This is a genomic window from Bacillus sp. GW823-FHT06B01 (assembly GCF_058952315.1).
This window is the reverse complement of the sequence record NZ_JBXAHR010000004.1, coordinates 514,135-535,861: the sequence shown is the minus strand read 5'-3', so window position 1 is coordinate 535,861 and position 21,727 is coordinate 514,135. Positions and strand designations below refer to the sequence as shown.

Sequence of the window (21,727 nt, the reverse complement as noted above, 5' to 3'; positions counted from 1 at the left end):
ATATTGTTATCTTAAAGCCTAAGCTTTAAAGAAGAAATTCAAAAACATGACATGAACATTACACTTTTGTAAGATAATAATTATTTCTTCACTTTAGAAGCCGTCATCCCATCACCAATTGGAATGAGTACGGATTCTAAACTTGGATGAGTTGCTACTACTTCATTAAACTTCTTCATAACTTCTGTATAACGTTTTTGTTTCGCACTTTCATCAGCTACACTACCACCAGCTAAAACATTATCTGTAACAATTACAGCACCTGGATTAGCAAGCTCAATACAGTACGTTAAATAATTTTCATAATTCTCCTTATCGGCATCGATAAAGAAGAAATCAAACCGCTTATTACTTGTGACTAATTTCTCAAGACTTTGTAAAGCAGCACCAGTCATATACGACACTTGTTTTCCAAATCCCGCTTTATGTAAATTACGATGCGCTACCTCTGCGTATTTCTCTTCTAGTTCAAGTGAAGTTAACGTACCTTCTTCTCCAAAACCTCTCGCAAGACAAATGCCACTATACCCACCTAATGCACCTATTTCTAATACATCTTTTGCTCCAGAAATGGAAACTAACATCGTTAAAAGTTTCCCCGAAGAAGGTGATACCGATATCGGCGGCATTTCGTTTTCTTTTATGGAAGCAATCACTTCATCCAAAAGAGCATCTTGATCACAAAACACTGAATCGATATAACGATTAATTTGTTTCATCAGATGCAGTCCCTTGCTCTAGATTTGCCTTCTCATCTAACGTAGGCGCTTCTTCTGTTTCACTCTCATGTATTTCAAATAGTTGTGTAAATTCATTAATAACCATATCAATTGCCTTTAATTCCCCGATTAAAATTTGCTGAATTGACTGGAATTCTGGCTCACTTAACTGTTGTTTAATTGTCGCTCGTTTCAAATTCATCATTTCTAAAAAGGCAATTGCTCTCCCGCGGCGAAATGTTTTCGGTCCGCGATGATGCGATCCATCTCTCCCTTTATGACGCTCACCACGGTGGTGTCCTTCTTTCATGAACTTATCTTTTCTCATTTCAAATCCCCCTTTGTATACAAATGTATACGTTTATTTCGTTAATCAAAATTGTATACGTTTGTATACGAAATGTCAAAACAAAAGAAAAACCGCTAATTAAAAAGGAATCATTTAACTCCTTTCTAAGTAGCGTTTTCGTTTTCAATATGTGAAAAGGGATTCCTAAATGATGAATGGAATATATATTTATTGTTTTCTAGCTTTTGAGAGGAGAAATAATATGAATCCTATTTTATTAGATGTTCCGTTACAAATAGAAACAGACAGACTCATTCTTCGGGCACCACTTCAAGCTGGTGAAGGAAATGTAGTACACCAAGCTATTAAAGATTCAATTAGTGAATTAAAACAATGGCTGCTTTTATTCCAGTCAATTCCTACTGTTGAAGAAACGGAAATTCTCCTGAGAAATGCGCATATAGATTTTTTGAAAAGAGAAAGCTTCCGCTATCTTATCTATCATAAGGAGACAAATGATTTTATTGGAACTGCTAGCCTTCACGCAATTGATTGGAAGGTTTCTAAATGTGAAATTGGATACTGGATTAACACGCAATTTGGTGGCAATGGATATATGACAGAAACAGTAAGTGCGTTAATAAACCTTGGATTTCAGTTATTCAAATTTAGAAGGATTGAAATACGATGTGAATGTAATAACACGAAAAGTCGTGCGATTCCTGAAAAACTAGGTTTTGAGCTTGAAGGGATATTACGTAATGAAGATCTTTCAGCTGACGGTAAACAACTAATTGATACTTGCATCTTTGCAAAGATAAATTAGATTTTAAAATTCATTGTGCAACATATCTTAAGGTCGGTTTCTAAATTTGGAAGGCGACGTTTTGATTTTTTACGACAAAAGAAAAGACCTCCTTAACGATTTTATTTCATCGCTAAAAAGGTCTTTCTCTATTTCTGCTAAAAACTTAGCACTCTTCTGGCTTACCAGCATTCGTCGCTGTACGGAAAGATGATCCACATCCGCATGATGCGATTGCGTTTGGATTGTCGATTGTGAATCCGCCGCCAAGCATAGATTGTTTATAATCAATTTTTACTCCTTTAACAATTGGAGCACTTTCTTTATCGATAACAAATTCAACACCGAAAAATTCAAGAACTGTGTCGTCTTCTTTTGGTTCTACTTCAAATCCTAATCCGTAAGAAAGGCCAGTACATCCGCCGCCATGTACAGCAAGGCGCACGTACTTCTCTCCATCTTCAGCATCTTTTAACATATCTTTAATTTGAAAAGCTGCTTGTTCTGTTACTTCAATCATGAAATACACCATCCTTTCTGTTCTCATTCTATTATACATCTTTACGCTTCTATCTTGTACTCATACACTCCGCGGCAAATTACTTCCGCTGGTCCTTTCATTAACACATTGCCTTCTTCTGTCCATGCAATCATTAAATCGCCGCCAGCTAAATGAACTGTAATTTCCTTACCACGTTCCATCTTTCCATTTAAAATAGAGGCTACAACCGCAGCACACGCTCCTGTTCCGCAAGCTTGTGTTACACCAGATCCACGTTCCCAAACACGGAAGTTCATCTCCGCATCATTCAAAATCTCGATGAATTCAACATTTACTCGCTCTGGAAACATTTCATGTGTCTCCAGAACTGGACCAAGTGTTGTAAGAGGTGCTTGCTCTACATCATCAACAAAAATAACCGCATGCGGATTCCCCATTGAAACAGCTGTAAATGCGTAACGATGATTATTGTATAAGAAGTTTTCACGAATAAATGGTGTTTCACCTTCACCAAGCATCGGTATTTCTGCACGTATTAAACGCGGTGCTCCCATATCGATTTTCGCTAATGTAACTTTCCCTTCTTCTACCGTTACTTCCGCCGTTACAATACCAGCTAACGTTTCAATTGTGAAAACTGTTTCTTCTACTAGTTTATGCTCATACGCATATTTCGCTACGCAGCGTAAACCGTTACCACAGCTCTTTCCTTCTGAACCATCATTATTAAACATGCGCATTTTCACCGGAGCTACGTCAGATGGACAAATTAAAATCATTCCATCTGCTCCAATACCAGTATTAATATTAGAAACCTTTTCCGCCACAAGAACTAAATCTTCTTCAGGAATTTGTTCTTCAAACATATTTACATATATATAACTATTGCCAAGACCATGCATTTTTGTAAAAGAAAATTGGCTCATTTGTATTCACTCCAAAAATAGTTTGTTATTTTAAGTATAAAATGCATGCTTTTAGAACACAATATGAATGTCCCCCGTTTCTCATATTTGACAACATTTGGCGATGAGCCATTCTTGCACAAATTGTGTAAGAAAAAAGCCCTTCTACAAGGGCCTTTTTTATTTACATACAATATTATCCTCCCCCGCGAAAGAAGATTTTATCTAATAGAAAAAGGTGCTGCTGATTGCAACACCTTAAAACATTGGATTTTCATCCAAATACTCATATACATTATGGACAAGTTCTTCTACTGTAGCACCTTGTACGACTTCACCATTTACAAGTGCAAACGGCCCTTCAAAACAAATACCACAATATCCTAAACAACCATATTCCATTACATCTAAATTCGGATCTTTTTCTAATTTCTCTAAAGCTGCTTGTGAACCACTCGCAAGGTTACCTACACAAAATTCAATTAATGGTTTAATCAAAATTCTCCCCCCTGTACTACAAAACAAATTACCTTCTGACTATCTATAAGAAGAAAACTAAGCTGTCTCTTGTTGTTTTCGTTATATATTCTAAACTATTTAGTTACTTCACTATTTCACTTCAAAGTAGATGGACTTATTTTATATAACATGCTACTTGCAATGAAATGGTAACTACAAAGGCAAAACAGTTTACTTTACTTTTCTTCTTATTGTACAACAGAGTATTCATTCATGCATTGTTATTTGTTCACAAATTCGATATAATTTGATTGAGTAAAGTCGAAATATTTTATTAATATAAAATTGTGTGATTAGGGGATATTTCAACAGAAAAGGGGTAATCCATCATGAAACACCTCGTAATACTGGGTGGCGGCTACGGGGGAATGAGAATTCTACAGCGGCTACTTCCAAGCAACCAACTTCCAGATGATGTACAAGTGACATTAATCGACAAAGTACCATACCATTGCTTCAAAACTGAATATTATGCATTAGTTGCGGGTACTATTTCAGAAACACATATTCGTATACCGTTTCCCGAGCACCCACGCCTCAATATTCAATACGGCACAATAACAAATATTGATCTCGAAGAAAAAGCTGTTCATCTCGATGGCGGCGAAGCGATCCCATATGATGATTTAATTATCGGTCTTGGCTGTGAGGATAAATATCATAACGTTCCTGGGGCGAAGGAATATACACATAGCCTACAATCGATTGAACAAACACGTAAGACATATGAACAATTAAATAGTCTAGAACCAAACGCAACAGTAGCTGTCGTTGGTGCTGGATTAAGTGGCGTTGAAGTTGCAAGTGAACTTCGCGAAAGCCGTTCTGATTTAAAAATTCACTTATTTGATCGAAAAGATAGAATTCTATTCCCATATCCAGAGAAATTAAGTAGATACGTAGAAGAATGGTTCGTAAAACATAAGGTTACTATTATACGAAACTCTAACATTACAAAAGTAGAACCAAATATTGTGTACAACCACGATGAACCACTTGAATGTGATGCAATCGTCTGGACAGCTGGTATTCAAGCAAATGAAGTTGTTCGAAACCTTCCAGTTGAACAAGATGGTAGCGGACGGGTTGTTTTAACAAAATATCACAATATTCCAAATAACGAGCACGTGTATGTTGTAGGAGATTGCGCAGCACTTCCACACGCTCCATCTGCACAACTTGCTGAAGGTCAAGGAGAACAAATTGTCCAAATATTATTAAAACGTTGGAATAATGAACCACTTCCTGACGAACTACCTGTAATTAAATTAAAAGGTGTTCTCGGCTCTCTTGGTAAGAAGCACGGCTTCGGTTTACTAGCAAACCAACCATTAATGGGACGTGTACCGAGATTATTAAAATCCGGTCTTCTTTGGATGTACAAATATCATAAAGGTTAATACTTTACAGGCTGTCTACTATGTAGGCAGCCTCTTTGCATCAGTTTTTAAAAATTATCAGACACATCTTTCTCAATATGAATAATGATTTATTTTTCATTTTTATATTAAAAACTACCGATAAACAGTGTATGCTATTCATAAGTTGTTTTATTATTTCCTTTAAGACCGAAGTCATTCGGTCTTATTTTTTATGTTGTAAATACTTTTACAGGAGGTATTCCATTTCACTTATGAACTTAACGAAACTAAACGATCGAATAGAAGCGAAGAAGAAAGAATTGATCTATCTCGTTGAAAAGTACGGATTCACTCATGATAAAGTGATTTCTTTCAGCCAAGAATTAGATCGTTTACTTAACTTATTAATAGAACTCAAGACGAAGAAAAAACGTTGCTCTTTATAACCATTTCCCCCTCTTTTTTTGATACGATAGAACTAGAATCAGAAAGGAGCCATCTATGTTTATATTAAAAGACGTTACATATAAAGATATACTACAAATTCCTTATTTACAGATTCAAAAAGAAAAAATCACATGTATTATCGGTGAGAGTGGGAGCGGAAAAAGTACATTGCTCCGCATGCTAAATGATTTGCAATCTCCAACATCCGGTACAATTGAATATAACGGAAAACAAATTTCCGATTATCCTCCAATTCAATTACGACGTGACGTAGTCATGCTTGGACAAACGCCACCTATTTTTGATGGAACGATTAAAGACAATCTATTAATGGGACTTCGTTTTTCTGAAAAACCATTTCCAAATGACGATGCCTTGCGAAGCGCATTAACGACTGTTAGCTTAGAAAAAAAATTAGAAGACAACGCTGATTCATTATCAGGCGGAGAAAAACAACGACTTGCTTTTGCACGTATCGTACTTATGGATCCACCTGTTTATTTATTAGATGAACCAACCTCGGCACTAGATAGCGATACAGAACGCCGCGTTATGAAACAATTTACTATGCTAGCAAGAGAAAAGAAAAAAACAGTTATCTTCATTACACACTCACAACAACTTCCAGAAGAAATTGCAGACGATATTATTGAGATTAGTAAAGAAAACGGTGCAACTAGAAAGGAAGTGCTCTCTGTTGAAGGGCGTTATTGAACTCCAAATTTGGCAACTTGCAGCTGCCTATATTTTCATTCTTATTTTAATTGGACTTGTAAAATTAAAAGGAATACCTCGCGAAAAACAAATCGCGCTCGCAACATTCCGTATGACGATTCAGCTCGTACTTGTTGCATATGTCCTTACATACGTATTTGAAAATAGTAATCCATTTTATACAATTGCTCTTATTACTTCTATTACTACCTTTGCAATTTTTAATATTTATAAACGGGTTAACATCCCAATGTCTAAAGAATTAAAACGAGTAGCCGCCCTTTCCATGGTCGCCGGATCAATTGGGCCACTTCTACTATTTATCTTTGTTATTATCGGTCATGACCCTTGGTATGCTCCGCAATATATCGTTCCGATTACGGGAATGTTAGTCGGGAATGCGATGACAGGCGTTTCTCTCGGTGCAAATACGTTCTTAAATAATATGAAATCGCAAAGAGGTCAAATTGAAGGTGCACTTATGCTCGGCGCAACACCGAAAGAAGCTGCTGCTCCGCTCATTCGAGACGCTTTTGACTCTGCTATTTTACCAACAATCAATTCTATGGTCGGAATGGGGATTATAAGCTTACCAGGCATGATGACTGGTCAAATCTTATCTGGTGTATCACCATTTACAGCCATTCAATATCAAATTGCTATCATACTTGGTATTTCAGGAAGCACTGCTTTTGCTGTTATTATCTTCTTACAGCTTGGATATAAAACATTCTTTAATAAGCGGTGTCAGTTGAAAGAGATTGACTATGCTGCGAAGTGAATCGTAACTCTCGCTTGGTAAATGATGCACCGTTCTCGGTGAGTGAAATTATATCGACGATTTTTCGAATATATCTATCATAACTCAAAATATATCGACGATTTTTGAAATATATCGGCGATTCGACAAGGAATATCGACTTACCGACAAAAAATGACATAATAAAAAGAGGAGGCCTATTCGCCTCCTCTTTTACTTACGCCTTCTTCACGAACTGTGATTTTAATTTCATAGCTCCGAAACCGTCGATTTTGCAATCGATATCGTGATCGCCATCAACTAGACGGATACTTTTTACTTTCGTACCGATCTTCACAACTGAAGAAGTTCCTTTTACTTTTAAATCTTTAATGACAGTAACAGCGTCGCCATCTTGAAGAACGTTTCCGTTCGCATCTTTTACAACTTTTGCACCATCATTATTTTCAGTTTCTGCTTCTTGGCCCCACTCATGAGCACATTCTGGACATACGAAAAGAACGCCATCCTCATACGTATATTCTGAATTACATTTTGGACAATTAGGTAAAGTAGCCATAAATTCATTTCCTCCGTTCATTATTTATACGTAAAAATCAAAATTGATGTTTACATCTCGATAAATAAAATTTGTATAGCATTTCTTTATAGTGCCATAGTCTCACGTTATTGACAACCCTACCTCAAATTCTCATTTTTTATTGTATTTTACAAATTTTTAATTCGTATGGTGTTTCCAATAAAAAAGAAGAACCTTCACAAGATCCTTCTTTTCAAAATGAACGAGTTCTCACTAGAACCCCCAACCATTCTCTTCAATATAAAATTGATACTCTTCCAACTCTTCTTCACTTATCTTCTTATTATTCTCGTATACCTCTTGCCACTCGAAATAATCTTCAGCGAAATAAACAGCAAATTTAATTTTTACGTTTTTCTTCTCCGTATAATCATAACCGGTAAATTCTACTACATCATAATCTTTTTCTTTCGTTACAAGCTTCCACGTTGGATTATCCGTCATAATCTCTAAAGTAAATCCTTCATCACTTGCACGAACAACGTTTTTTATATTTGGTTCAGTTCGTAAAAAGGAGAGTCCGAACATAGCTCCACCAAATACTAGCGCCACTATAACTTGTACACCAATCATGCGAGCCAAGCTAGCGCCACCCTTTGATTGTAAGTAATACGCCTTCTCATGATCAGGCATATTTTCTTCCTTATGTAAAATACGGACAGCGTGCTTATAATATAAACGGTTTCCTTGCCATCCAGTAAATATCATCATTCCTAATTGAAAAACTAGACCAATTGATAAAAAAATCCCATCTGGAATATCTATAAAAGGAGTTACAAATATACTAGGTACCGCCAGTAACGTAAGTATAATAAACAACTTATACATTTTACGATAAGCTAACCAAAAAACTGGGAAGAAAAAGGCTACCCAATTCCAAGTATTTCCTTGCGCTGGATTTTCTATCTTTCCCCACTTAAAGTCATAATACGCCGTATTCTTTTGAACGACTGTATGTAACTGTTGCGGAGAAATTGTTTCTTGTAAAACAGTGTCCCTCACGTACATCATCCTTTTCTCATTTCTACATACGTGTATTTTATAGAAATAAAAAGAAGGAATCTAACAAAAAGTACATATATTTCATAAAAATGAACGAAAATCGAATATATTCCAACAATTATCCGTTTATTATTTCATATTACTTTTAAATATATTAGAATATTTATGAATGATACGTTTAATACACTAAGTTAAACTTTTTATATATTTAATACTAAAAATGTTTCACATGAAACTATCCATATTTCGTATTACCTTTCCTCTACACAGTACATGTAAATCCATTTCTACAAAATACGAAAGACGCCCTTTTCAAAAAGGCGTCTTTTTACAGTTGAAAATTTACTAATATAAAAAATGCATTATTTAATAAATGAATCCCCCATGGGACGAGTAAGTTATTTGTTTTCTTATACGTATAAGCTAAACATATACCACCACCAAAAATATATAAAACACTCCCTACTGTAAGGGGATGACCTAAAGTAAAGATAACAGCACTTATAACGGCACTACTAAGTGTAGAAAAGCGCTGAGATAATTTCGTGAAAAACATCCCCCGAAATAAAAGTTCTTCCCAAATTGGTGCAAAAGTGGTGAGTACAACTACGTATAAAATGATTTCACTTTTAGTAGGCTTTATTACTATATTAGATTCATTCACACGAAGCCCATGTGGTAAAACTAAATTTAATACTGCAAGATATATAAGTAGTACAATCATCGTCATTACTATCGTTACATAATGTTTTAAATTATTAAACTGCATTGATTTTACTAACTGTACACAGCAATTTCTTGCTGGTGCATATATTAAAATAATAGTAAGAAATGTTAAAGGTGGAATAAGATGATCTACATACCATGGATATAAGGAAGAGTCATATATAATGTTCAAAAAACCAATTCCATACATTACCCCAAAAATAATTATTATCATGCTAATTACTTCGCGCATACTTATTGCTACATTCTTTTCTTCATAAGTAGCTAATTCTGTATTCATCCTATCCCCTCCAGTATAATTAAACCTTTTAATCCATTATATACCATTCTCAATACAAAAACCGACGATACAATTTACTGTATCGTCGGTTTTTCCCCTACCATTTCTCTCTACATGTTTCAATTAAATGCAATAAGTACTTCCTCGTCATATCTGCCCTTCTCCACCTTGAGAGCATTCGCTTTTCTTTTGGATTTTGCCGTATTCTCGCTACTTCTTTTAATAAAAGCTCCCATTCTTCCCCTGAACGTTCTAACAAGTATTGCAATCCACTATCTTTTGATACGATTGTTTTATGATCTAGTGTATATAAAATACGGCCCATCGTAACGACAGCTGATTCTACCCACTCTTCTATGAAAAATAAATACGGCTGCTTCGCTTTTTCACTCCAGTACTGTTCTACGTTATATTTCATCGTATTGACTACATCGTCCCACTTTATTTGAAACGGAAGATCTTCCGCTTCTTTCCCGGTAACTGTAATACCTTGATTTTTTAACGTCCACCATGTGACCGCATTAATATCCCAATGACCTACATTCGCTTTACCATCTGCACAATACACGTATTCATTCATTTCATCATTGTATTTCCCTAAATCAGCAAGCGGAATATACATACCATCCATTCTCTTACCTAACGTACTACCACTAATTTTCTTATGAAGTTCGACAAGTTGCTGTTTTTCAGCTTCATTCACGGAATCACTTATTACTGTAATAAAATCAACATCGCTCGTTTCTCCATGAAATGCACCGAGTGCGATGGATCCGTAAATATATACCCCGACTATTTTCTCATCTAAAAAAATTTCTTTTAATTCTATTGTGTACCGCTCCATTAACTGTTGTACTTCCGTTGGTAACGCATGCTTCACTCCATTTTGCACATCTATCCCTCCAATAAAAAAAGCCTTCGCAAATTCGCAAAGGCTTCCTGTTTTATAAATATTTCTCGATTTCTTCGTAAACATCCTTCAAACGAGGATTTCCTTCTCCAACAATTTCCCCATTTACAAGAACGACCGGATAAAATAAATCTTCTTCCACTACGCGCTCTGCGAATGCTTTTTTATCTTCATCTTCTTGTTCTTCTTGAAAATCAATATACTCGAAATTAAATTTATTTTCTTGTCCTTCATATTTACGACCAATCGCCGCTTGTAGCCACTCAAATGTTTCTGTTGAAGATGGCATTCCAACGCAGCTCGCACAAATTACTTTCGTCCCATACACTTGCACATTAACCATTTCTTCTCCCCCACTTCTTGTTTCAACAGTATATTCAGATGTCTTAGTACATAAGCACATCATTTTACAAACTTATTCCATACCCCTATACTGAAAAAACACGTTGTAAACATGATAAAAAATTTCGACATTAAAACAAGAACAGAAAAAATAGATTTTCCCCTCTATCTTGATTATAATAAAACTGATGAAAGGAGTCGATAAAAATGGAAAACCCACATATGGAAGAACAAGTACTAGAAGTATTAGATAAATTACGTCCATTCTTACTTCGCGATGGCGGAGACGTTGAATTAGTAGACATTGAAGAAGGTATTGTAAAATTACGCCTTATGGGTGCTTGCGGAAGCTGCCCAAGTTCTACAATCACACTAAAAGCTGGTATCGAACGCGCATTACTAGAAGAAGTACCAGGCGTTATTGAAGTAGAACAAGTATTTTAATTAAAAGCGGAAGCGGCTCGTTCAAAACAGGAGGTCATTGGAGCTCCTGACGAAGAGGCGCTTTTTGCCTCACAGGAAGGCGCGAAATGGCCGACTGTTCTAGCCGCTGGAGCTGGATATTAATCTAAAAGCGGAAGCGGCTCGTTCAGAATGTAAGGAGGATGGAGCTTTTGACATAGAGGCGCTTTTTGCCTCGGCGGAAGAAGCGAAGCCACCGAACATTTTAGCCGCTGGAGCTAGATATTAATCTAAAAGCGGAAGCGGCTCGTTCAAAATCGCTTCCTAGAAAGAGACCCATTTGGGTCTCTTTTTTTATTCAAAAAACACTTCTCCTTTAACATCATAAAACAAAATTGGAAATCCTTCTCAAAAAGTGAGATAATTAATACTATAGAATCGTTCACACATATAAAAGTAAAAAACATAGGGGGACGACACATGCCAAAAATGGGGAACACTTTCTTAACAATTCAAGAACTAGAAAAGAAAAAAGAGTATTTATTAGACCTTTCATCCGTTATACCAACATGGAATGCAAGTTATCAATTTTTATTTAAAGAAATTCAGCAAGAATTATTGAGTAAAGTAAATGAAAAAATCGAAAGACATCAATTCATTTTAAATATATGTGCAGATCAACAGGTAGGGGCATAATGTATTACATACAATTGTGATATATAAAAAAGAGACCTTAATCGGTCTCTTTTTTATATTTTAAGATAGCCAATCTAATTTCCTAATCCCTAACTTATCGACTGGTAAACGAAGTGAGCCATAAAAGTGCTTCATAAATTGCTCAGAGCGGTTCACATCGTGTAAAATGGCTTCTAAGCGATCTCTATATATGCTTTTTTGTTCTTCATTTCCTGTTTGGTAATATCGTTCGACTGTTTCAAAGTAGTGAAGCGGAAACAGGAGCCTTGCAAATAATAGGCGCCAACCAAATGAGGATAGCGAATAATTCCGTTCATAATCTGTAACAAATTGAACGATTGTTTGCTCCCAGTCTTTCTTTTTTTCTATCATCATATAGCGAATTAATTCTGCCATATCTCGAGTTGGGTGATCATACACCCAATCGAAAGGAAGTTTGAGACGCTTCGTTTGATGCCATAATAAAGGTGTGAATCGTTCTTGGCAAATTGTTGCTGCATCAGTCAGTTGCGGCGTATCATCCATCTCTGTATCGACAACATACTGAATTGCATTTTCTGCAACTCCTAAGTAATACGGGAAGGATTCAATAAACAATTGATCGAATACGTCTGTAGGGTGGTTCATCACTTGTGATTGCCAAAACTTTTCTAATTGATCGAGCCTTTTTTCCCATAACGCTTTCCATTCGCCTATGCGGCTTAATTGCTCGATTTCTTCTGGAAAGAATGCACCTCGTTTATGGAATATAGAAAGCTCACTTCCTAATGATGTAGCATGTCGTTCTAACGCACGCATACCTTTTAATAAGCAGTAATTTTGTTCTTCTATCTCACTTACATAGTACCCGTGTATAGTCGGAACGAAAGTCGCTACAGTTATATCCCCTTGCTGGTTCATATAATCACTGAGCTTTTTCATCTCTACAAGTACTTCTTCCTCCATTTCTCCAATTGGAACAAGTACATAAATTTTGTTGCGAATCCAAAAGCTTTTATAGGGGCCAAGGGGGATTAATTCTTTAACATGCATATGATAATGCTCATAAATATGATGAATCATCGCAGTCGCCACCTATGGTTTTTCTTTATATATATGAGCTTGTGCTCGCCTTTCATTCCTATGCACATGATAAAGCAACGAAACGTATACAAATACTAAAAAGAAAAAAAGGTGATAAACATGAAAGAATCAAATCAACTACAAGAAAGAGCATTACAACTATTACAAGAACGTGGTGTAACAATTGACGATATTGCTGAGCTTGTTCATTTTCTTCAAAAAAAATATCATCCAAATTTAGAGATGTCAGAATGCCGTTATAACGTTGAGCGTGTATTATCAAAACGTGAAGTACAAAACGCACTGATTACTGGTATCGAACTCGATGTCCTTGCTGAAAAAGGAATGTTAAGTGAGCCGTTACAAGATATCGTAAAACGTGATGAAGGCTTATACGGAATTGATGAAGTGATCGCACTTTCTATCGTTAATGTGTACGGCTCTATCGGTTTCACGAACTTTGGATATATCGATAAATTAAAACCTGGTATTTTAGAATTCTTAAATGATAAATCATCTGGAAAGGTGCACACATTCCTTGATGATATCGTTGGCGGGATCGCTGCCGCTGCTTCAAGCCGTTTAGCACACAGAGCTGAGCATTCGGAATAATAAAACATGAAAGACCGTCAGTTTCATACTGACGGTCTTTCATATTCCATGAGCATAAATTCTCTTCCGCGACTCAAAAAAATAGGACCTTGCTGAAAACCTATGTTTTTATATAGCGTAATCGCTCTTGTATTAAATGTCGCTACACTAAGTCGGAACGTTTTTGGCTTATATTCTTTCGCAGCAAACGCTATCCCAGCTTGAAAAAACATTTTTCCCAGCCCTTTCCCTGTTAACGATGGCTTCATGCCAAGTCCGATATCAATTACATCTTCTCCACCATATAAATGAGCATCTCTTCCACCTGGTACTTGTGCATTTTCCCCAAAACAAAAATAGCCGATAAACTCTCCCTTATCGTCACAACAGCCATAATATGTCCCATCTAATAATTCTTCTATTACTTCTTCCTCTCCTGAAAAACTATATAAATTATAAGGTTCTTCGTACTTCCACGTATTTATCTCATTTGCTTCTGCTACCGTTAACTTGTGTATATTCATCCTTCTCTCCCCTAATCAAATATTCTATATATACTCATTCATTTTTCGCGCCTCATTTCCCTCTAATTGGAATATGCATAATTACATACGCACACCTATGAAACAAATGGTACAATTTATTTGAATCGCTGTTGCTACACTTCTTGATCAAAGAAAAGGCGTTAAAACGGATATTAGCGCCTTATCAAACTCAAGCAATTGGCACATTTTGTAATCATGAAAGACACTCAAAAGAGTGTCTTTTTTTTATACCTCACAAGGACTTACTCATTTCAAAATATACACACATAAAATAATGTAACTCTTACATGCATGAACCCTTTTCTCAAAGTTTTGAAGTAGACTCAAAATAAAAAAAGCACTCTTGGCTAGAGTGCTTTTTACTTTCAAATAAGGAGGTTACATAATATGGATAGTACTCTCGTATTTAATTTCGGCATTGGTATTGTCATCATTTTATTTGTTTTCTTTGTTCTTTGTATGAGTGGGGTATAGAAAGACGATTTTTGCCGTCTTTTTATACATATGTATCATTTGACTTCCGCAAAAGAAGTAACCATAATTGTTACATAAATAAAAAACTATTCACATATCCACAAATAGGAGGCAGAACAATGAAACATGTAATCGTTTATGCACACCCAAATACAGAAAGCTTCAACCATGCGATTTTAGAAACTGTAAAACATGAGTTAGAAGGAAAAGGTCATGAAGTACGCGTTCGCGATCTATACGAATTAAACTTCGATCCAGTATTAGGCGCTTCCGATTTCATCTCATTTTCTCAAGGAAACACACCAGAAGATATTAAAGAAGAACAAGAGCATATCTCTTGGGCTGATAGCATTACATTTATTTACCCAGTTTGGTGGGCGGGTCTTCCTGCTATTTTAAAAGGATACGTTGACCGTGTATTTAGTCACGGCTTCGCTTATGCTTACGGTGAAAACGGTATTGAAAAGTTATTAAGCGGTAAAAAGGGCTTATTATTATCTACAATGGGAAATTCGAAAGAAGCATACACAGCAGGCGGTATGTTTGACGCAATGAAGAAAACAGCGGATGTTGGTATTTTTGAATTTACAGGCATTGAAACAATTGAGCATACATTCTATACGAGTGTTCCGTCTGTGGATGACAGTGTGCGTAAGGAATATCTTGAAGAGGTAAAAGAAGTAGTAAATCGTGCGTTTTAAATAAAATTATATCAGCGATTTTTTAAATATATCGGCGTAACTCAGATTATATCGGCGATTTTTTAAATATATCAGCGCAAATCAGATTATATCAGCGATTTTCTAGATATATCGACTTACCGACAAAAATCGACGCGATTCACAACTGATTATTAGCCCACACAAATCGGGTTGCTCGCAAATAACCAGAAAAAGGCTGTTCCCAAATTTGGAACAGCCTTTCTTCATTACATCTTCTCAATCCACTCCGTCAAGTTATGCACAACTTGCGTTGGTTGTACTTCATATTCTGTTAACTTCTCCACAGTTGTGACTCCAGTGTGGACAAGAAGCGTATGCATGCCAGCATTTATTCCCGCTAAAATGTCTGTATCATAGTTATCCCCAACCATTAATGCTTCATTTTTTTCTATACCAAGCACTTTTAGAGCTTGTTCCATAATGATTGATTCTGGTTTTCCAATAAAGATTGGATCTACGCCTGTTGATACGGCTACAACTGATGTTAATGAACCGTTACCTGGTAATAATCCGCGCTCAGTCGGAATGGCAATGTCTCCATTTGTAGAAATAAACGTTGCGCCGTTACGTACAGCCAGACAAGCTTTTGCTAATTTTTCATATGTGATGTCACGATCTAAACCAACAACAACGAAATCAGGATTTTCATCCACAAGTTCAAATCCTTTTTCCACAAGTGCATCATGTAAGCCTTCTTCACCAATCATATATACAGTTGCGTCTTGTTTACGTTCATAAATGAAGTTCGCTGTCGCCATACTCGTTGTGAATACTTGCTCTGCTTTCGCTGGAATATCGAAACGAACAAGTTTTTCTGCCACTTGTTCTGGTTTACGCGTTGAGTTATTCGTAACGAATAAATAAGGAATGCCGCGCTCTCCTAATGCTTTTACGAAGTCGCTCGCTTCTTCAATTTGTTCTTCTCCGCGATACATCGTACCGTCTAAGTCAATTAAGTAACCTTTATACATCATTATGTCTCTCCTTCTATGCTAACGTTCTCACCTATCATACCACTCTTATATTACCCGCTTTTCAAAAAGAAAAAAACGCTTTACCTTAAAGCGCCCCATAACGTTCATTTTTTCTCTTTTACTTGGTAAGAACAACTACAATCGCCCTCACACATGTTTGCTAACGTCTTTACATCTGCTCCTGCAAATAAACGATTGTACATCTCTTTTTCATCTTCACATACTTGCGGGAATCTCTCTGCAATTTCTTTTAACGGACAGTTTTGTTTTTCAATTACGAAAGAGTTCTCTCCATCTCTCTTTATTTGAACCATATAACCATTTTTCTCTTGCATAGCTGCTATCTCTTGCACTTTATATGCTAAATTCTTTTGATTACTCACTCGCTTTTGCAACTGTTCTTCCATTCGCTTCGTTCTCTCTGTTAAAACGTAACGAAGTATTTTTTCATCACCCATTCGAGCTAAATCTTCTAGCATATCAATCGCAAATTGCTTATACTCCTTCGGGAATGTATCTTCTCCCTTTTCACTTAATCCATATAAATAAGTTGGTCTTCCGACATGTTGTCTTACCATCTTAGAATAAATGAAACCATCTTTCTCAAGATTACTTAAATGTCTTCGGATCGCCATTTCTGTAATCTCTAAAACGTCAGCTAGTTCCGCTACTGTGTGCTCTCCCTTAACTTTCAACAATTGTACAATTTCATCTTTCGTCGTACGTGCTTCCCCCATGCTTAACCCTTCTCCCTTCTCCCTTTTCCCTTTTCCCTTTACTTTCTCACATACAATATAAGATCCCCAAAAGGCAGTTCCGGGGATCTTATAAGCATAATTATTCTGGTACAAATGCAGATACAGGTCCTAATTCTTTCTCTAAATAACTGCGAATATTTGCTGGGTATTTCTCTACCACTGCAATATGTTTTTGAATCGTCTTATATAATTCATCATGATTCATTTGAATATAATCTTGCGTAAGCATTTTTCGAAGAAGGATAATTTCTTTCATTCCTTGTCCTTCTTCTGCACTTATCACTCGCTCGTCCATCAAAATATCGATAATATCTTCATAACTTCCTGGATCGCGCATAATAAATCCATCAATCATCGCATTCCCTACATCTAATACACAATCAATAATTAGATGAGCTATACGTTCTAATGCGTAAAATTCAAACTCGGTTTCATATATCTTTTTCTCTTGAAATGTACTTGTTGCTCGTTCTAAACATACTAGCATTTGTTCTATTTTCTTTCTGTCTACAAAATACATGAATGTCACCTACCTGGAAATTAAAGCATTTACATTTTAATTGTAACGCTTTCTTCTGAAAAAATCGACAATTTTTCGAATTCACCTTTTCTCCGTTATTTGTTATAGTTATATTTGTATGATTTTTGAAATTGGAGGAATGGAATCTTGGAACGTGAACTCGCACTAGAAATTGTCCGTGTAACAGAAGCAGCAGCATTAGCATCCGCACAGTGGATGGGCCGCGGAAAGAAAAACGAAGCAGATGATGCAGCAACTACAGCAATGCGTGATATGTTTGATTCGGTAAACATGGCAGGTACAGTTGTAATCGGTGAAGGAGAACTTGATGAAGCACCGATGTTGTATATTGGTGAAGAACTAGGAACAGGTAACGGTCCAGAAGTAGACATCGCCGTTGACCCATTAGAAGGTACAAACATCGTTGCAAAAGGTCTTGCAAATGCAATGGCAGTTATCGCAATCGCAGATAAAGGAAACCTTCTTCATGCTCCTGATATGTACATGGAAAAAATCGCGGTTGGTCCAAAAGCAGCTGGTAAAATTAGCTTAGATGATCCAATTGAAAAAACAATTGAAATTGTAGCAGAAGCTAACAATAAAAAGATTCGTGATCTAACAGTTATCGTGCAAGAACGTGAACGTCATCAAGGTATTATTGACCGTGTTCGTGCAAAAGGTGCACGCGTAAAATTATTTGGTGATGGTGATGTTGGTGCGTCAATCGCAACAGCACTACCTGGAACGGGTATTGATTTATTCGTTGGTATTGGCGGAGCTCCAGAAGGTGTTATTTCTGCAGCAGCATTAAAATGCCTTGAAGGTGAAATGCAAGCTCGCTTAGTTCCAATGAACGAAGAAGAAGAAGCTCGTTGTCGTGAAATGGGATTAGAAGATCCTCGTCAACTTCTTATGTTAGATGACTTAGTATCTGGGGATGATGCAATCTTCTCAGCAACTGGTGTATCTGCTGGTGAGTTATTAGACGGTGTTAAATTCCTTGGCGGAGATTTAGCTGAAACATATTCTATCGTTATGCGTTACAAAACAAGAACGGTACGATTCATTAAAACGCATCACCATTTAGATCATAAACCACACTTAAACTTAGATATTTAATAAAGGAGCCATGTGTATGGAAGAACGTTTCTTTCTGTACGACGATACAGTCGCTACAAGAACTCGTTTCGTTAGCTTTATGGGAGAAAATGAGCGTCATGATTTAGCGCTTTTATACTCCGATCGTCATTACGGTAAAACAATTGTCCTTGATATACAGCGCAATAGATTTGCAATCATCGGTCCTGACGATTTAAACGAACCAGGCTACTTAGAGCATGCATTTTCTATGACTGAAGAAATTGCAGAAGAATTACGCTCATTTTTATTTGAACTTATATAATTTATCGTATACACCAGCTATTTTAGCTGGTGTTTTTCACTTCAAGAGTTTTGAATTTTCAATCTTCTGTGTTATTATTAAGAATAAATCTATTTGGATAGAAAGGACGTTATCTACGTATGCCAACAACTACTTTGTAATGGACCAGCAATTGGATAGCATTACTCTCAAAAAAGCACCATGCTTTTTCAAGGGAGTAATCTGCCCATTCCCATTACAAAGGAACGTAACGCATCTGTAGTATGATGTTTACGGAGGTTCCTCTTTGGGGAACCTCCTTTTATTTTTGTCTATTTCTCATGTCTTCATACTACAAGACATCCAAATAGCTGTATTACGTTTCTTTGCCACTACTATAAGAGGTGAAGAAAAATGCAGAAAGTACAACTTTCTTGGAGTTTATATGAAAATGAACAAAACACAATCGAAAAGTATTGTAAAAATTGCAGACGCACTACCCTATTTACTGACACGAATATTCGTAGGCATAACGCCAACGGAAAAAATATATATCGTTTTGCCATTTATAAATGTCCGAAAGATCATACGTGGAACCAAAAACTTCGTATTTATAAATCATTTACTGATCATGTGGAAACAGTCGACATGAATACGCAAGATCAAACAGAAACAACTACTACCATTTCCATTACACATCATAAAGAAAGTGGCGTAGCTGAAATTACAATCGTATTAGATATCGTTTTCGGTTCCCACCGAATCGATAAAGCTTTATCCACATATATTTCTGACTGGAGCCGTACACGCATTGTGGATAAAATTAAAAATGGGGATATTCAATTGAACGGACAACAAATGAAACCAAATGCAATACTTTCTGAAGGTGATCATATCTCGATTTGTTTATAAGCGAAAATATGCAAAAAATCCTCTTACAATCGTAAGAGGATTTTTTTATTTCTTCACTTTTCGTAATACGAAGTGTGCACAACCAAAGTTACAGTACTCGTATAAATACTCCGTTAACGTACTAATTTTCGTATCATATGTCGAACGTTGATTACTATCATCAAAGAAACCGCGCAATCTAAGTTGCTCATAACCCCAGTCCCCAACGATATAATCATATTTATTTAAAATTTCTGCATAACGCTCTTTAAATGCTTCTTCACTAAAACCGTCACGAAAGTTTTTAATTACTTCGTACTGCACATTATTAATGCTCACCGTAGCATGCATCTCTTGCTCTTGCTTTTGCTCCATCATTAACTTCCTCTCTAAGCATTCTTCTTTTTATCGTATCACAAAGCATACCAACCAACAATTTCAAATACAAAAAATTGAAAATTAGTGCATGCTATGGAGAAGGAGGTGATACATCGTGAAAAAACAAATTATACTCTCTCTCCTCACTCTTTCCTTATTTGCAGGCTGTCAATCATCTAATAAAGCCGAAATGGAACGTGAAGAAGGAAGTCGTGTTCTTGTTTCCAATAAAAACGACATGTATCATACGGAAAATACAAACACAAGATTAACGAGAGTCGGTTATTCATCTAAACAAAAACATGAAGTATCTAACAAACAAGTAGGAGCCATTAACCGTGAGAAAGTCGCTGAAATGATTACAAGCATGACAGTCAAACTTCCTGACGTTACAAACGCTGCTACGCTCGTTACCGATGATGAAGTATTTGTTGTATACCGTGCAAACACAACGGATCCAAAACTCGTAGCGGATCAAGTATATAAAGCTGCTTTGTCCATCGTCCCTCGCTATTATAAAGCATATGTATCAACAGACCAAAAGTTGATTTCTCAAATTCAAGGCCTTCAATCAGGTAGCTTAAATGATACAGAATATACACAGAGCCTCGACATGCTAAAGCGAGAAATGAGCAAAAATCCTCATTTAAACAATACGGGGGATCAGACTTTGAATGATATGATTAAAAAATAAAGAAGATGGAGAAAACCTCCACCTTCTTTATTTTTGACTATTTCTTACGATCCGCATAAACCGCCATCGCATCACACATAAACTGTGCTAAACCTTCACCAAACTTATCGATATTTTTCGTGAAGCGCTCATCAGCGACGTACATTTGACCGAGTCCTTTAAAAGCATCTAGTGAATATTCTCCAAAGTTTTGCAAGTAATCGTACCATACTTTGATAGATGCCTGCGCCTCTTTAGAATCTGGTGCACCGTGTCTCAATGCCGCTAAATTTCTATAAATAGTATTAAACTCTTCTTGGTTGTCTTTTGACATACCTTTTGCATATTCGTTCGCTTTATCTACAGCTGCGTCTCCCCATCTTTCACGTGCTTCTTCTTCATATGGGTTATGGCTGAAATCGAATCCTTCAAATTTCTCTTTATTCGTCATTTCAATCTCTCCTTTTGTATGCTGAATTGTTTTATCAATCGTCGCAATCACTTTATCTAACCTTGCACGCTTTTCAAGAAGCATTTTCTTATGAAGCTGTAGCGCTTCTTCGCGATCAAATGACGGACTCATGATAATTTCTTTAATTTTCTTCAAAGGGAAGCCTAGCTCTTTAAAAAATAAAATTTGCTGCAATGTCTCTAAATTTTCATTGGAATACAGACGATATCCAGACTCTGTCGTCTCGTCTGGGGTTAATAACCCAATTTCATCGTAATGATGCAGTGTGCGCACACTAATTCCAACTAAATTAGCTACTTCTTTTACCTTCATTGTCATGTGTATCTCCCCCTTAATACATACGATAAA

General features: G+C 36.3%; 30 protein-coding genes. 13 read left to right on the top strand and 17 right to left on the bottom strand.

All coding sequences use genetic code 11. The features are described 5' to 3' along the window. Nucleotides 1-80: 80 nt before the first annotated feature. The gene (locus AC1Q8N_RS21265) at nt 81-719 is read right to left on the bottom strand and encodes an O-methyltransferase (RefSeq protein ID WP_098078282.1); all 639 of its coding nucleotides are present in this window, start codon (nt 717-719) and stop codon (nt 81-83) included. Beyond that, nucleotides 706-1,047 carry a hypothetical protein gene (locus tag AC1Q8N_RS21260; protein ID WP_001224266.1) on the bottom strand — a complete coding sequence of 114 codons (342 nt, stop codon included), beginning with the start codon at nt 1,045-1,047 and terminating at the stop codon, nt 706-708. The genes AC1Q8N_RS21265 and AC1Q8N_RS21260 overlap by 14 nt, the downstream gene beginning before the upstream one ends. A gap of 223 nt (nt 1,048-1,270) precedes the next feature. Here AC1Q8N_RS21260 and AC1Q8N_RS21255 point away from each other — a divergent pair, with 223 nt between their 5' ends. Then, nucleotides 1,271-1,834: a GNAT family N-acetyltransferase gene (locus tag AC1Q8N_RS21255; RefSeq protein ID WP_048542276.1), complete on the top strand. Its 564-nt coding sequence runs from the start codon at nt 1,271-1,273 to the stop codon at nt 1,832-1,834. Nucleotides 1,835-1,979: 145 nt separating this feature from the next. Here AC1Q8N_RS21255 and AC1Q8N_RS21250 read toward each other — a convergent pair whose 3' ends face one another. From AC1Q8N_RS21250 to AC1Q8N_RS21240, 3 genes are all read right to left on the bottom strand, one after another. Then, the gene (locus AC1Q8N_RS21250; RefSeq protein WP_000573828.1) at nt 1,980-2,333 is read right to left on the bottom strand and encodes a HesB/IscA family protein; all 354 of its coding nucleotides are present in this window, start codon (nt 2,331-2,333) and stop codon (nt 1,980-1,982) included. 41 nt (nt 2,334-2,374) lie between these two features. After that, nucleotides 2,375-3,241 (bottom strand): diaminopimelate epimerase, encoded by an 867-nt coding sequence (dapF, locus tag AC1Q8N_RS21245; protein ID WP_098642728.1) that lies wholly within the window; start codon nt 3,239-3,241, stop codon nt 2,375-2,377. A 237-nt stretch (nt 3,242-3,478) separates the two neighbouring features. Continuing rightward, the gene (locus AC1Q8N_RS21240) at nt 3,479-3,718 is read right to left on the bottom strand and encodes a YuzB family protein (protein WP_000595024.1); all 240 of its coding nucleotides are present in this window, start codon (nt 3,716-3,718) and stop codon (nt 3,479-3,481) included. 350 nt (nt 3,719-4,068) lie between these two features. On the opposite strand from AC1Q8N_RS21240, the gene AC1Q8N_RS21235 reads away from it, so the two are divergent. The 4 genes from AC1Q8N_RS21235 to AC1Q8N_RS21220 all read left to right on the top strand — a co-directional run bounded on the left by AC1Q8N_RS21235 (nt 4,069) and on the right by AC1Q8N_RS21220 (nt 7,042). Beyond that, entirely contained in the window at nt 4,069-5,139 is a 1,071-nt protein-coding gene (locus AC1Q8N_RS21235) for an NAD(P)/FAD-dependent oxidoreductase (RefSeq protein WP_000682062.1), read from the top strand. A gap of 233 nt (nt 5,140-5,372) precedes the next feature. Further along, nucleotides 5,373-5,546 carry an aspartyl-phosphate phosphatase Spo0E family protein gene (locus tag AC1Q8N_RS21230; protein WP_001054620.1) on the top strand — a complete coding sequence of 58 codons (174 nt, stop codon included), beginning with the start codon at nt 5,373-5,375 and terminating at the stop codon, nt 5,544-5,546. Between the two features lie 55 nt (nt 5,547-5,601). Next, complete coding sequence (locus AC1Q8N_RS21225) at nt 5,602-6,261, top strand: ABC transporter ATP-binding protein (RefSeq protein ID WP_098078285.1); 660 nt, start codon at nt 5,602-5,604, stop codon at nt 6,259-6,261. After that, nucleotides 6,245-7,042, top strand: coding sequence for an ABC transporter permease (locus AC1Q8N_RS21220; protein WP_048542284.1), 798 nt, complete (start codon nt 6,245-6,247; stop codon nt 7,040-7,042). Before AC1Q8N_RS21225 ends, AC1Q8N_RS21220 begins: the two co-directional genes overlap by 17 nt. A gap of 196 nt (nt 7,043-7,238) precedes the next feature. On the opposite strand, the gene phnA is transcribed toward AC1Q8N_RS21220, so the two are convergent. The 5 genes from phnA to AC1Q8N_RS21195 form a co-directional block, all read right to left on the bottom strand. Next, nucleotides 7,239-7,580 carry an alkylphosphonate utilization operon protein PhnA gene (gene phnA / locus AC1Q8N_RS21215; RefSeq protein ID WP_048528370.1) on the bottom strand — a complete coding sequence of 114 codons (342 nt, stop codon included), beginning with the start codon at nt 7,578-7,580 and terminating at the stop codon, nt 7,239-7,241. 234 nt (nt 7,581-7,814) lie between these two features. Continuing rightward, the gene (locus AC1Q8N_RS21210) at nt 7,815-8,609 is read right to left on the bottom strand and encodes a DUF2628 domain-containing protein (RefSeq protein WP_098078287.1); all 795 of its coding nucleotides are present in this window, start codon (nt 8,607-8,609) and stop codon (nt 7,815-7,817) included. Between the two features lie 322 nt (nt 8,610-8,931). Further along, entirely contained in the window at nt 8,932-9,609 is a 678-nt protein-coding gene (locus AC1Q8N_RS21205) for a CPBP family intramembrane glutamic endopeptidase (RefSeq protein ID WP_087986030.1), read from the bottom strand. A gap of 97 nt (nt 9,610-9,706) precedes the next feature. Beyond that, entirely contained in the window at nt 9,707-10,585 is an 879-nt protein-coding gene (locus tag AC1Q8N_RS21200; protein WP_000494424.1) for a nucleotidyltransferase domain-containing protein, read from the bottom strand. After that, nucleotides 10,554-10,862, bottom strand: a complete 309-nt coding sequence (locus AC1Q8N_RS21195; protein ID WP_000248590.1) for a YuzD family protein — start codon at nt 10,860-10,862, stop codon at nt 10,554-10,556. Before AC1Q8N_RS21195 ends, AC1Q8N_RS21200 begins: the two co-directional genes overlap by 32 nt. Nucleotides 10,863-11,068: 206 nt before the next feature. On the opposite strand from AC1Q8N_RS21195, the gene AC1Q8N_RS21190 reads away from it, so the two are divergent. Continuing rightward, complete coding sequence (locus AC1Q8N_RS21190; protein ID WP_000431158.1) at nt 11,069-11,305, top strand: NifU family protein; 237 nt, start codon at nt 11,069-11,071, stop codon at nt 11,303-11,305. A gap of 438 nt (nt 11,306-11,743) precedes the next feature. Beyond that, entirely contained in the window at nt 11,744-11,959 is a 216-nt protein-coding gene (locus AC1Q8N_RS21185) for a hypothetical protein (protein ID WP_001125489.1), read from the top strand. Between the two features lie 60 nt (nt 11,960-12,019). Here the strand turns inward: AC1Q8N_RS21185 and yutH are convergent, their stop codons facing one another. Beyond that, a complete protein-coding gene (gene yutH / locus AC1Q8N_RS21180; protein WP_048528362.1) occupies nt 12,020-13,021 on the bottom strand; it encodes a spore coat putative kinase YutH in 1,002 nt (333 codons plus the stop codon). A gap of 120 nt (nt 13,022-13,141) precedes the next feature. Here yutH and AC1Q8N_RS21175 point away from each other — a divergent pair, with 120 nt between their 5' ends. Continuing rightward, nucleotides 13,142-13,633, top strand: coding sequence for a phosphatidylglycerophosphatase A family protein (locus AC1Q8N_RS21175; protein ID WP_000665100.1), 492 nt, complete (start codon nt 13,142-13,144; stop codon nt 13,631-13,633). Nucleotides 13,634-13,656: 23 nt separating this feature from the next. Here AC1Q8N_RS21175 and AC1Q8N_RS21170 read toward each other — a convergent pair whose 3' ends face one another. Next, a complete protein-coding gene (locus AC1Q8N_RS21170; protein WP_098078293.1) occupies nt 13,657-14,136 on the bottom strand; it encodes a GNAT family N-acetyltransferase in 480 nt (159 codons plus the stop codon). A gap of 614 nt (nt 14,137-14,750) precedes the next feature. On the opposite strand from AC1Q8N_RS21170, the gene AC1Q8N_RS21165 reads away from it, so the two are divergent. Continuing rightward, on the top strand, nt 14,751-15,332 hold the full coding sequence (locus tag AC1Q8N_RS21165; protein WP_098078296.1) for an NAD(P)H-dependent oxidoreductase: 582 nt from the start codon (nt 14,751-14,753) through the stop codon (nt 15,330-15,332). A gap of 227 nt (nt 15,333-15,559) precedes the next feature. On the opposite strand, the gene AC1Q8N_RS21160 is transcribed toward AC1Q8N_RS21165, so the two are convergent. The 3 genes from AC1Q8N_RS21160 to AC1Q8N_RS21150 form a co-directional block, all read right to left on the bottom strand. Further along, on the bottom strand, nt 15,560-16,324 hold the full coding sequence (locus tag AC1Q8N_RS21160; RefSeq protein WP_000276467.1) for a TIGR01457 family HAD-type hydrolase: 765 nt from the start codon (nt 16,322-16,324) through the stop codon (nt 15,560-15,562). 107 nt (nt 16,325-16,431) lie between these two features. Then, nucleotides 16,432-17,064, bottom strand: a complete 633-nt coding sequence (locus AC1Q8N_RS21155; protein WP_000503338.1) for a helix-turn-helix transcriptional regulator — start codon at nt 17,062-17,064, stop codon at nt 16,432-16,434. A 100-nt stretch (nt 17,065-17,164) separates the two neighbouring features. After that, a complete protein-coding gene (locus tag AC1Q8N_RS21150; RefSeq protein ID WP_000274003.1) occupies nt 17,165-17,605 on the bottom strand; it encodes a DUF86 domain-containing protein in 441 nt (146 codons plus the stop codon). Nucleotides 17,606-17,752: 147 nt separating this feature from the next. On the opposite strand from AC1Q8N_RS21150, the gene glpX reads away from it, so the two are divergent. The 3 genes from glpX (at nt 17,753) to AC1Q8N_RS21135 (ending at nt 19,877) form a co-directional block, all read left to right on the top strand. Next, nucleotides 17,753-18,724, top strand: coding sequence for a class II fructose-bisphosphatase (gene glpX, locus AC1Q8N_RS21145; protein WP_493521366.1), 972 nt, complete (start codon nt 17,753-17,755; stop codon nt 18,722-18,724). Nucleotides 18,725-18,740: 16 nt separating this feature from the next. Then, nucleotides 18,741-19,007 carry a DUF3055 domain-containing protein gene (locus tag AC1Q8N_RS21140; RefSeq protein WP_000392614.1) on the top strand — a complete coding sequence of 89 codons (267 nt, stop codon included), beginning with the start codon at nt 18,741-18,743 and terminating at the stop codon, nt 19,005-19,007. Between the two features lie 372 nt (nt 19,008-19,379). Further along, complete coding sequence (locus tag AC1Q8N_RS21135) at nt 19,380-19,877, top strand: cytoplasmic protein (protein WP_098078299.1); 498 nt, start codon at nt 19,380-19,382, stop codon at nt 19,875-19,877. A gap of 45 nt (nt 19,878-19,922) precedes the next feature. Here AC1Q8N_RS21135 and AC1Q8N_RS21130 read toward each other — a convergent pair whose 3' ends face one another. Further along, complete coding sequence (locus tag AC1Q8N_RS21130; protein WP_002008894.1) at nt 19,923-20,234, bottom strand: YutD family protein; 312 nt, start codon at nt 20,232-20,234, stop codon at nt 19,923-19,925. 115 nt (nt 20,235-20,349) lie between these two features. Between AC1Q8N_RS21130 and AC1Q8N_RS21125 the strand changes: the two genes are divergently transcribed. Continuing rightward, a complete protein-coding gene (locus AC1Q8N_RS21125; RefSeq protein WP_046954398.1) occupies nt 20,350-20,928 on the top strand; it encodes a YhcN/YlaJ family sporulation lipoprotein in 579 nt (192 codons plus the stop codon). Nucleotides 20,929-20,965: 37 nt separating this feature from the next. Here the strand turns inward: AC1Q8N_RS21125 and AC1Q8N_RS21120 are convergent, their stop codons facing one another. Continuing rightward, nucleotides 20,966-21,697 (bottom strand): MerR family transcriptional regulator, encoded by a 732-nt coding sequence (locus AC1Q8N_RS21120; RefSeq protein WP_098642727.1) that lies wholly within the window; start codon nt 21,695-21,697, stop codon nt 20,966-20,968. Nucleotides 21,698-21,727: the final 30 nt, after the last annotated feature.

Bases quoted from the DNA above. Each gene is read 5' to 3' on its own strand.
- AC1Q8N_RS21265 (WP_098078282.1), bottom strand. From the start codon at position 719: ATGAAACAAATTAATCGTTATATCGATTCAGTGTTTTGTGATCAAGAT.
- AC1Q8N_RS21260 (WP_001224266.1), bottom strand. From the start codon at position 1,047: ATGAGAAAAGATAAGTTCATGAAAGAAGGACACCACCGTGGTGAGCGT.
- AC1Q8N_RS21255 (WP_048542276.1), top strand. From the start codon at position 1,271: ATGAATCCTATTTTATTAGATGTTCCGTTACAAATAGAAACAGACAGA.
- AC1Q8N_RS21250 (WP_000573828.1), bottom strand. From the start codon at position 2,333: ATGATTGAAGTAACAGAACAAGCAGCTTTTCAAATTAAAGATATGTTA.
- dapF (WP_098642728.1), bottom strand. From the start codon at position 3,241: ATGAGCCAATTTTCTTTTACAAAAATGCATGGTCTTGGCAATAGTTAT.
- AC1Q8N_RS21235 (WP_000682062.1), top strand. From the start codon at position 4,069: ATGAAACACCTCGTAATACTGGGTGGCGGCTACGGGGGAATGAGAATT.
- AC1Q8N_RS21230 (WP_001054620.1), top strand. From the start codon at position 5,373: ATGAACTTAACGAAACTAAACGATCGAATAGAAGCGAAGAAGAAAGAA.
- AC1Q8N_RS21225 (WP_098078285.1), top strand. From the start codon at position 5,602: ATGTTTATATTAAAAGACGTTACATATAAAGATATACTACAAATTCCT.
- phnA (WP_048528370.1), bottom strand. From the start codon at position 7,580: ATGGCTACTTTACCTAATTGTCCAAAATGTAATTCAGAATATACGTAT.
- AC1Q8N_RS21210 (WP_098078287.1), bottom strand. From the start codon at position 8,609: ATGTACGTGAGGGACACTGTTTTACAAGAAACAATTTCTCCGCAACAG.
- AC1Q8N_RS21205 (WP_087986030.1), bottom strand. From the start codon at position 9,609: ATGAATACAGAATTAGCTACTTATGAAGAAAAGAATGTAGCAATAAGT.
- AC1Q8N_RS21200 (WP_000494424.1), bottom strand. From the start codon at position 10,585: ATGTTTACGAAGAAATCGAGAAATATTTATAAAACAGGAAGCCTTTGC.
- AC1Q8N_RS21195 (WP_000248590.1), bottom strand. From the start codon at position 10,862: ATGGTTAATGTGCAAGTGTATGGGACGAAAGTAATTTGTGCGAGCTGC.
- AC1Q8N_RS21190 (WP_000431158.1), top strand. From the start codon at position 11,069: ATGGAAAACCCACATATGGAAGAACAAGTACTAGAAGTATTAGATAAA.
- AC1Q8N_RS21185 (WP_001125489.1), top strand. From the start codon at position 11,744: ATGCCAAAAATGGGGAACACTTTCTTAACAATTCAAGAACTAGAAAAG.
- yutH (WP_048528362.1), bottom strand. From the start codon at position 13,021: ATGATTCATCATATTTATGAGCATTATCATATGCATGTTAAAGAATTA.
- AC1Q8N_RS21175 (WP_000665100.1), top strand. From the start codon at position 13,142: ATGAAAGAATCAAATCAACTACAAGAAAGAGCATTACAACTATTACAA.
- AC1Q8N_RS21170 (WP_098078293.1), bottom strand. From the start codon at position 14,136: ATGAATATACACAAGTTAACGGTAGCAGAAGCAAATGAGATAAATACG.
- AC1Q8N_RS21165 (WP_098078296.1), top strand. From the start codon at position 14,751: ATGAAACATGTAATCGTTTATGCACACCCAAATACAGAAAGCTTCAAC.
- AC1Q8N_RS21160 (WP_000276467.1), bottom strand. From the start codon at position 16,324: ATGTATAAAGGTTACTTAATTGACTTAGACGGTACGATGTATCGCGGA.
- AC1Q8N_RS21155 (WP_000503338.1), bottom strand. From the start codon at position 17,064: ATGGGGGAAGCACGTACGACGAAAGATGAAATTGTACAATTGTTGAAA.
- AC1Q8N_RS21150 (WP_000274003.1), bottom strand. From the start codon at position 17,605: ATGTATTTTGTAGACAGAAAGAAAATAGAACAAATGCTAGTATGTTTA.
- AC1Q8N_RS21140 (WP_000392614.1), top strand. From the start codon at position 18,741: ATGGAAGAACGTTTCTTTCTGTACGACGATACAGTCGCTACAAGAACT.
- AC1Q8N_RS21135 (WP_098078299.1), top strand. From the start codon at position 19,380: ATGCAGAAAGTACAACTTTCTTGGAGTTTATATGAAAATGAACAAAAC.
- AC1Q8N_RS21130 (WP_002008894.1), bottom strand. From the start codon at position 20,234: ATGATGGAGCAAAAGCAAGAGCAAGAGATGCATGCTACGGTGAGCATT.
- AC1Q8N_RS21120 (WP_098642727.1), bottom strand. From the start codon at position 21,697: ATGACAATGAAGGTAAAAGAAGTAGCTAATTTAGTTGGAATTAGTGTG.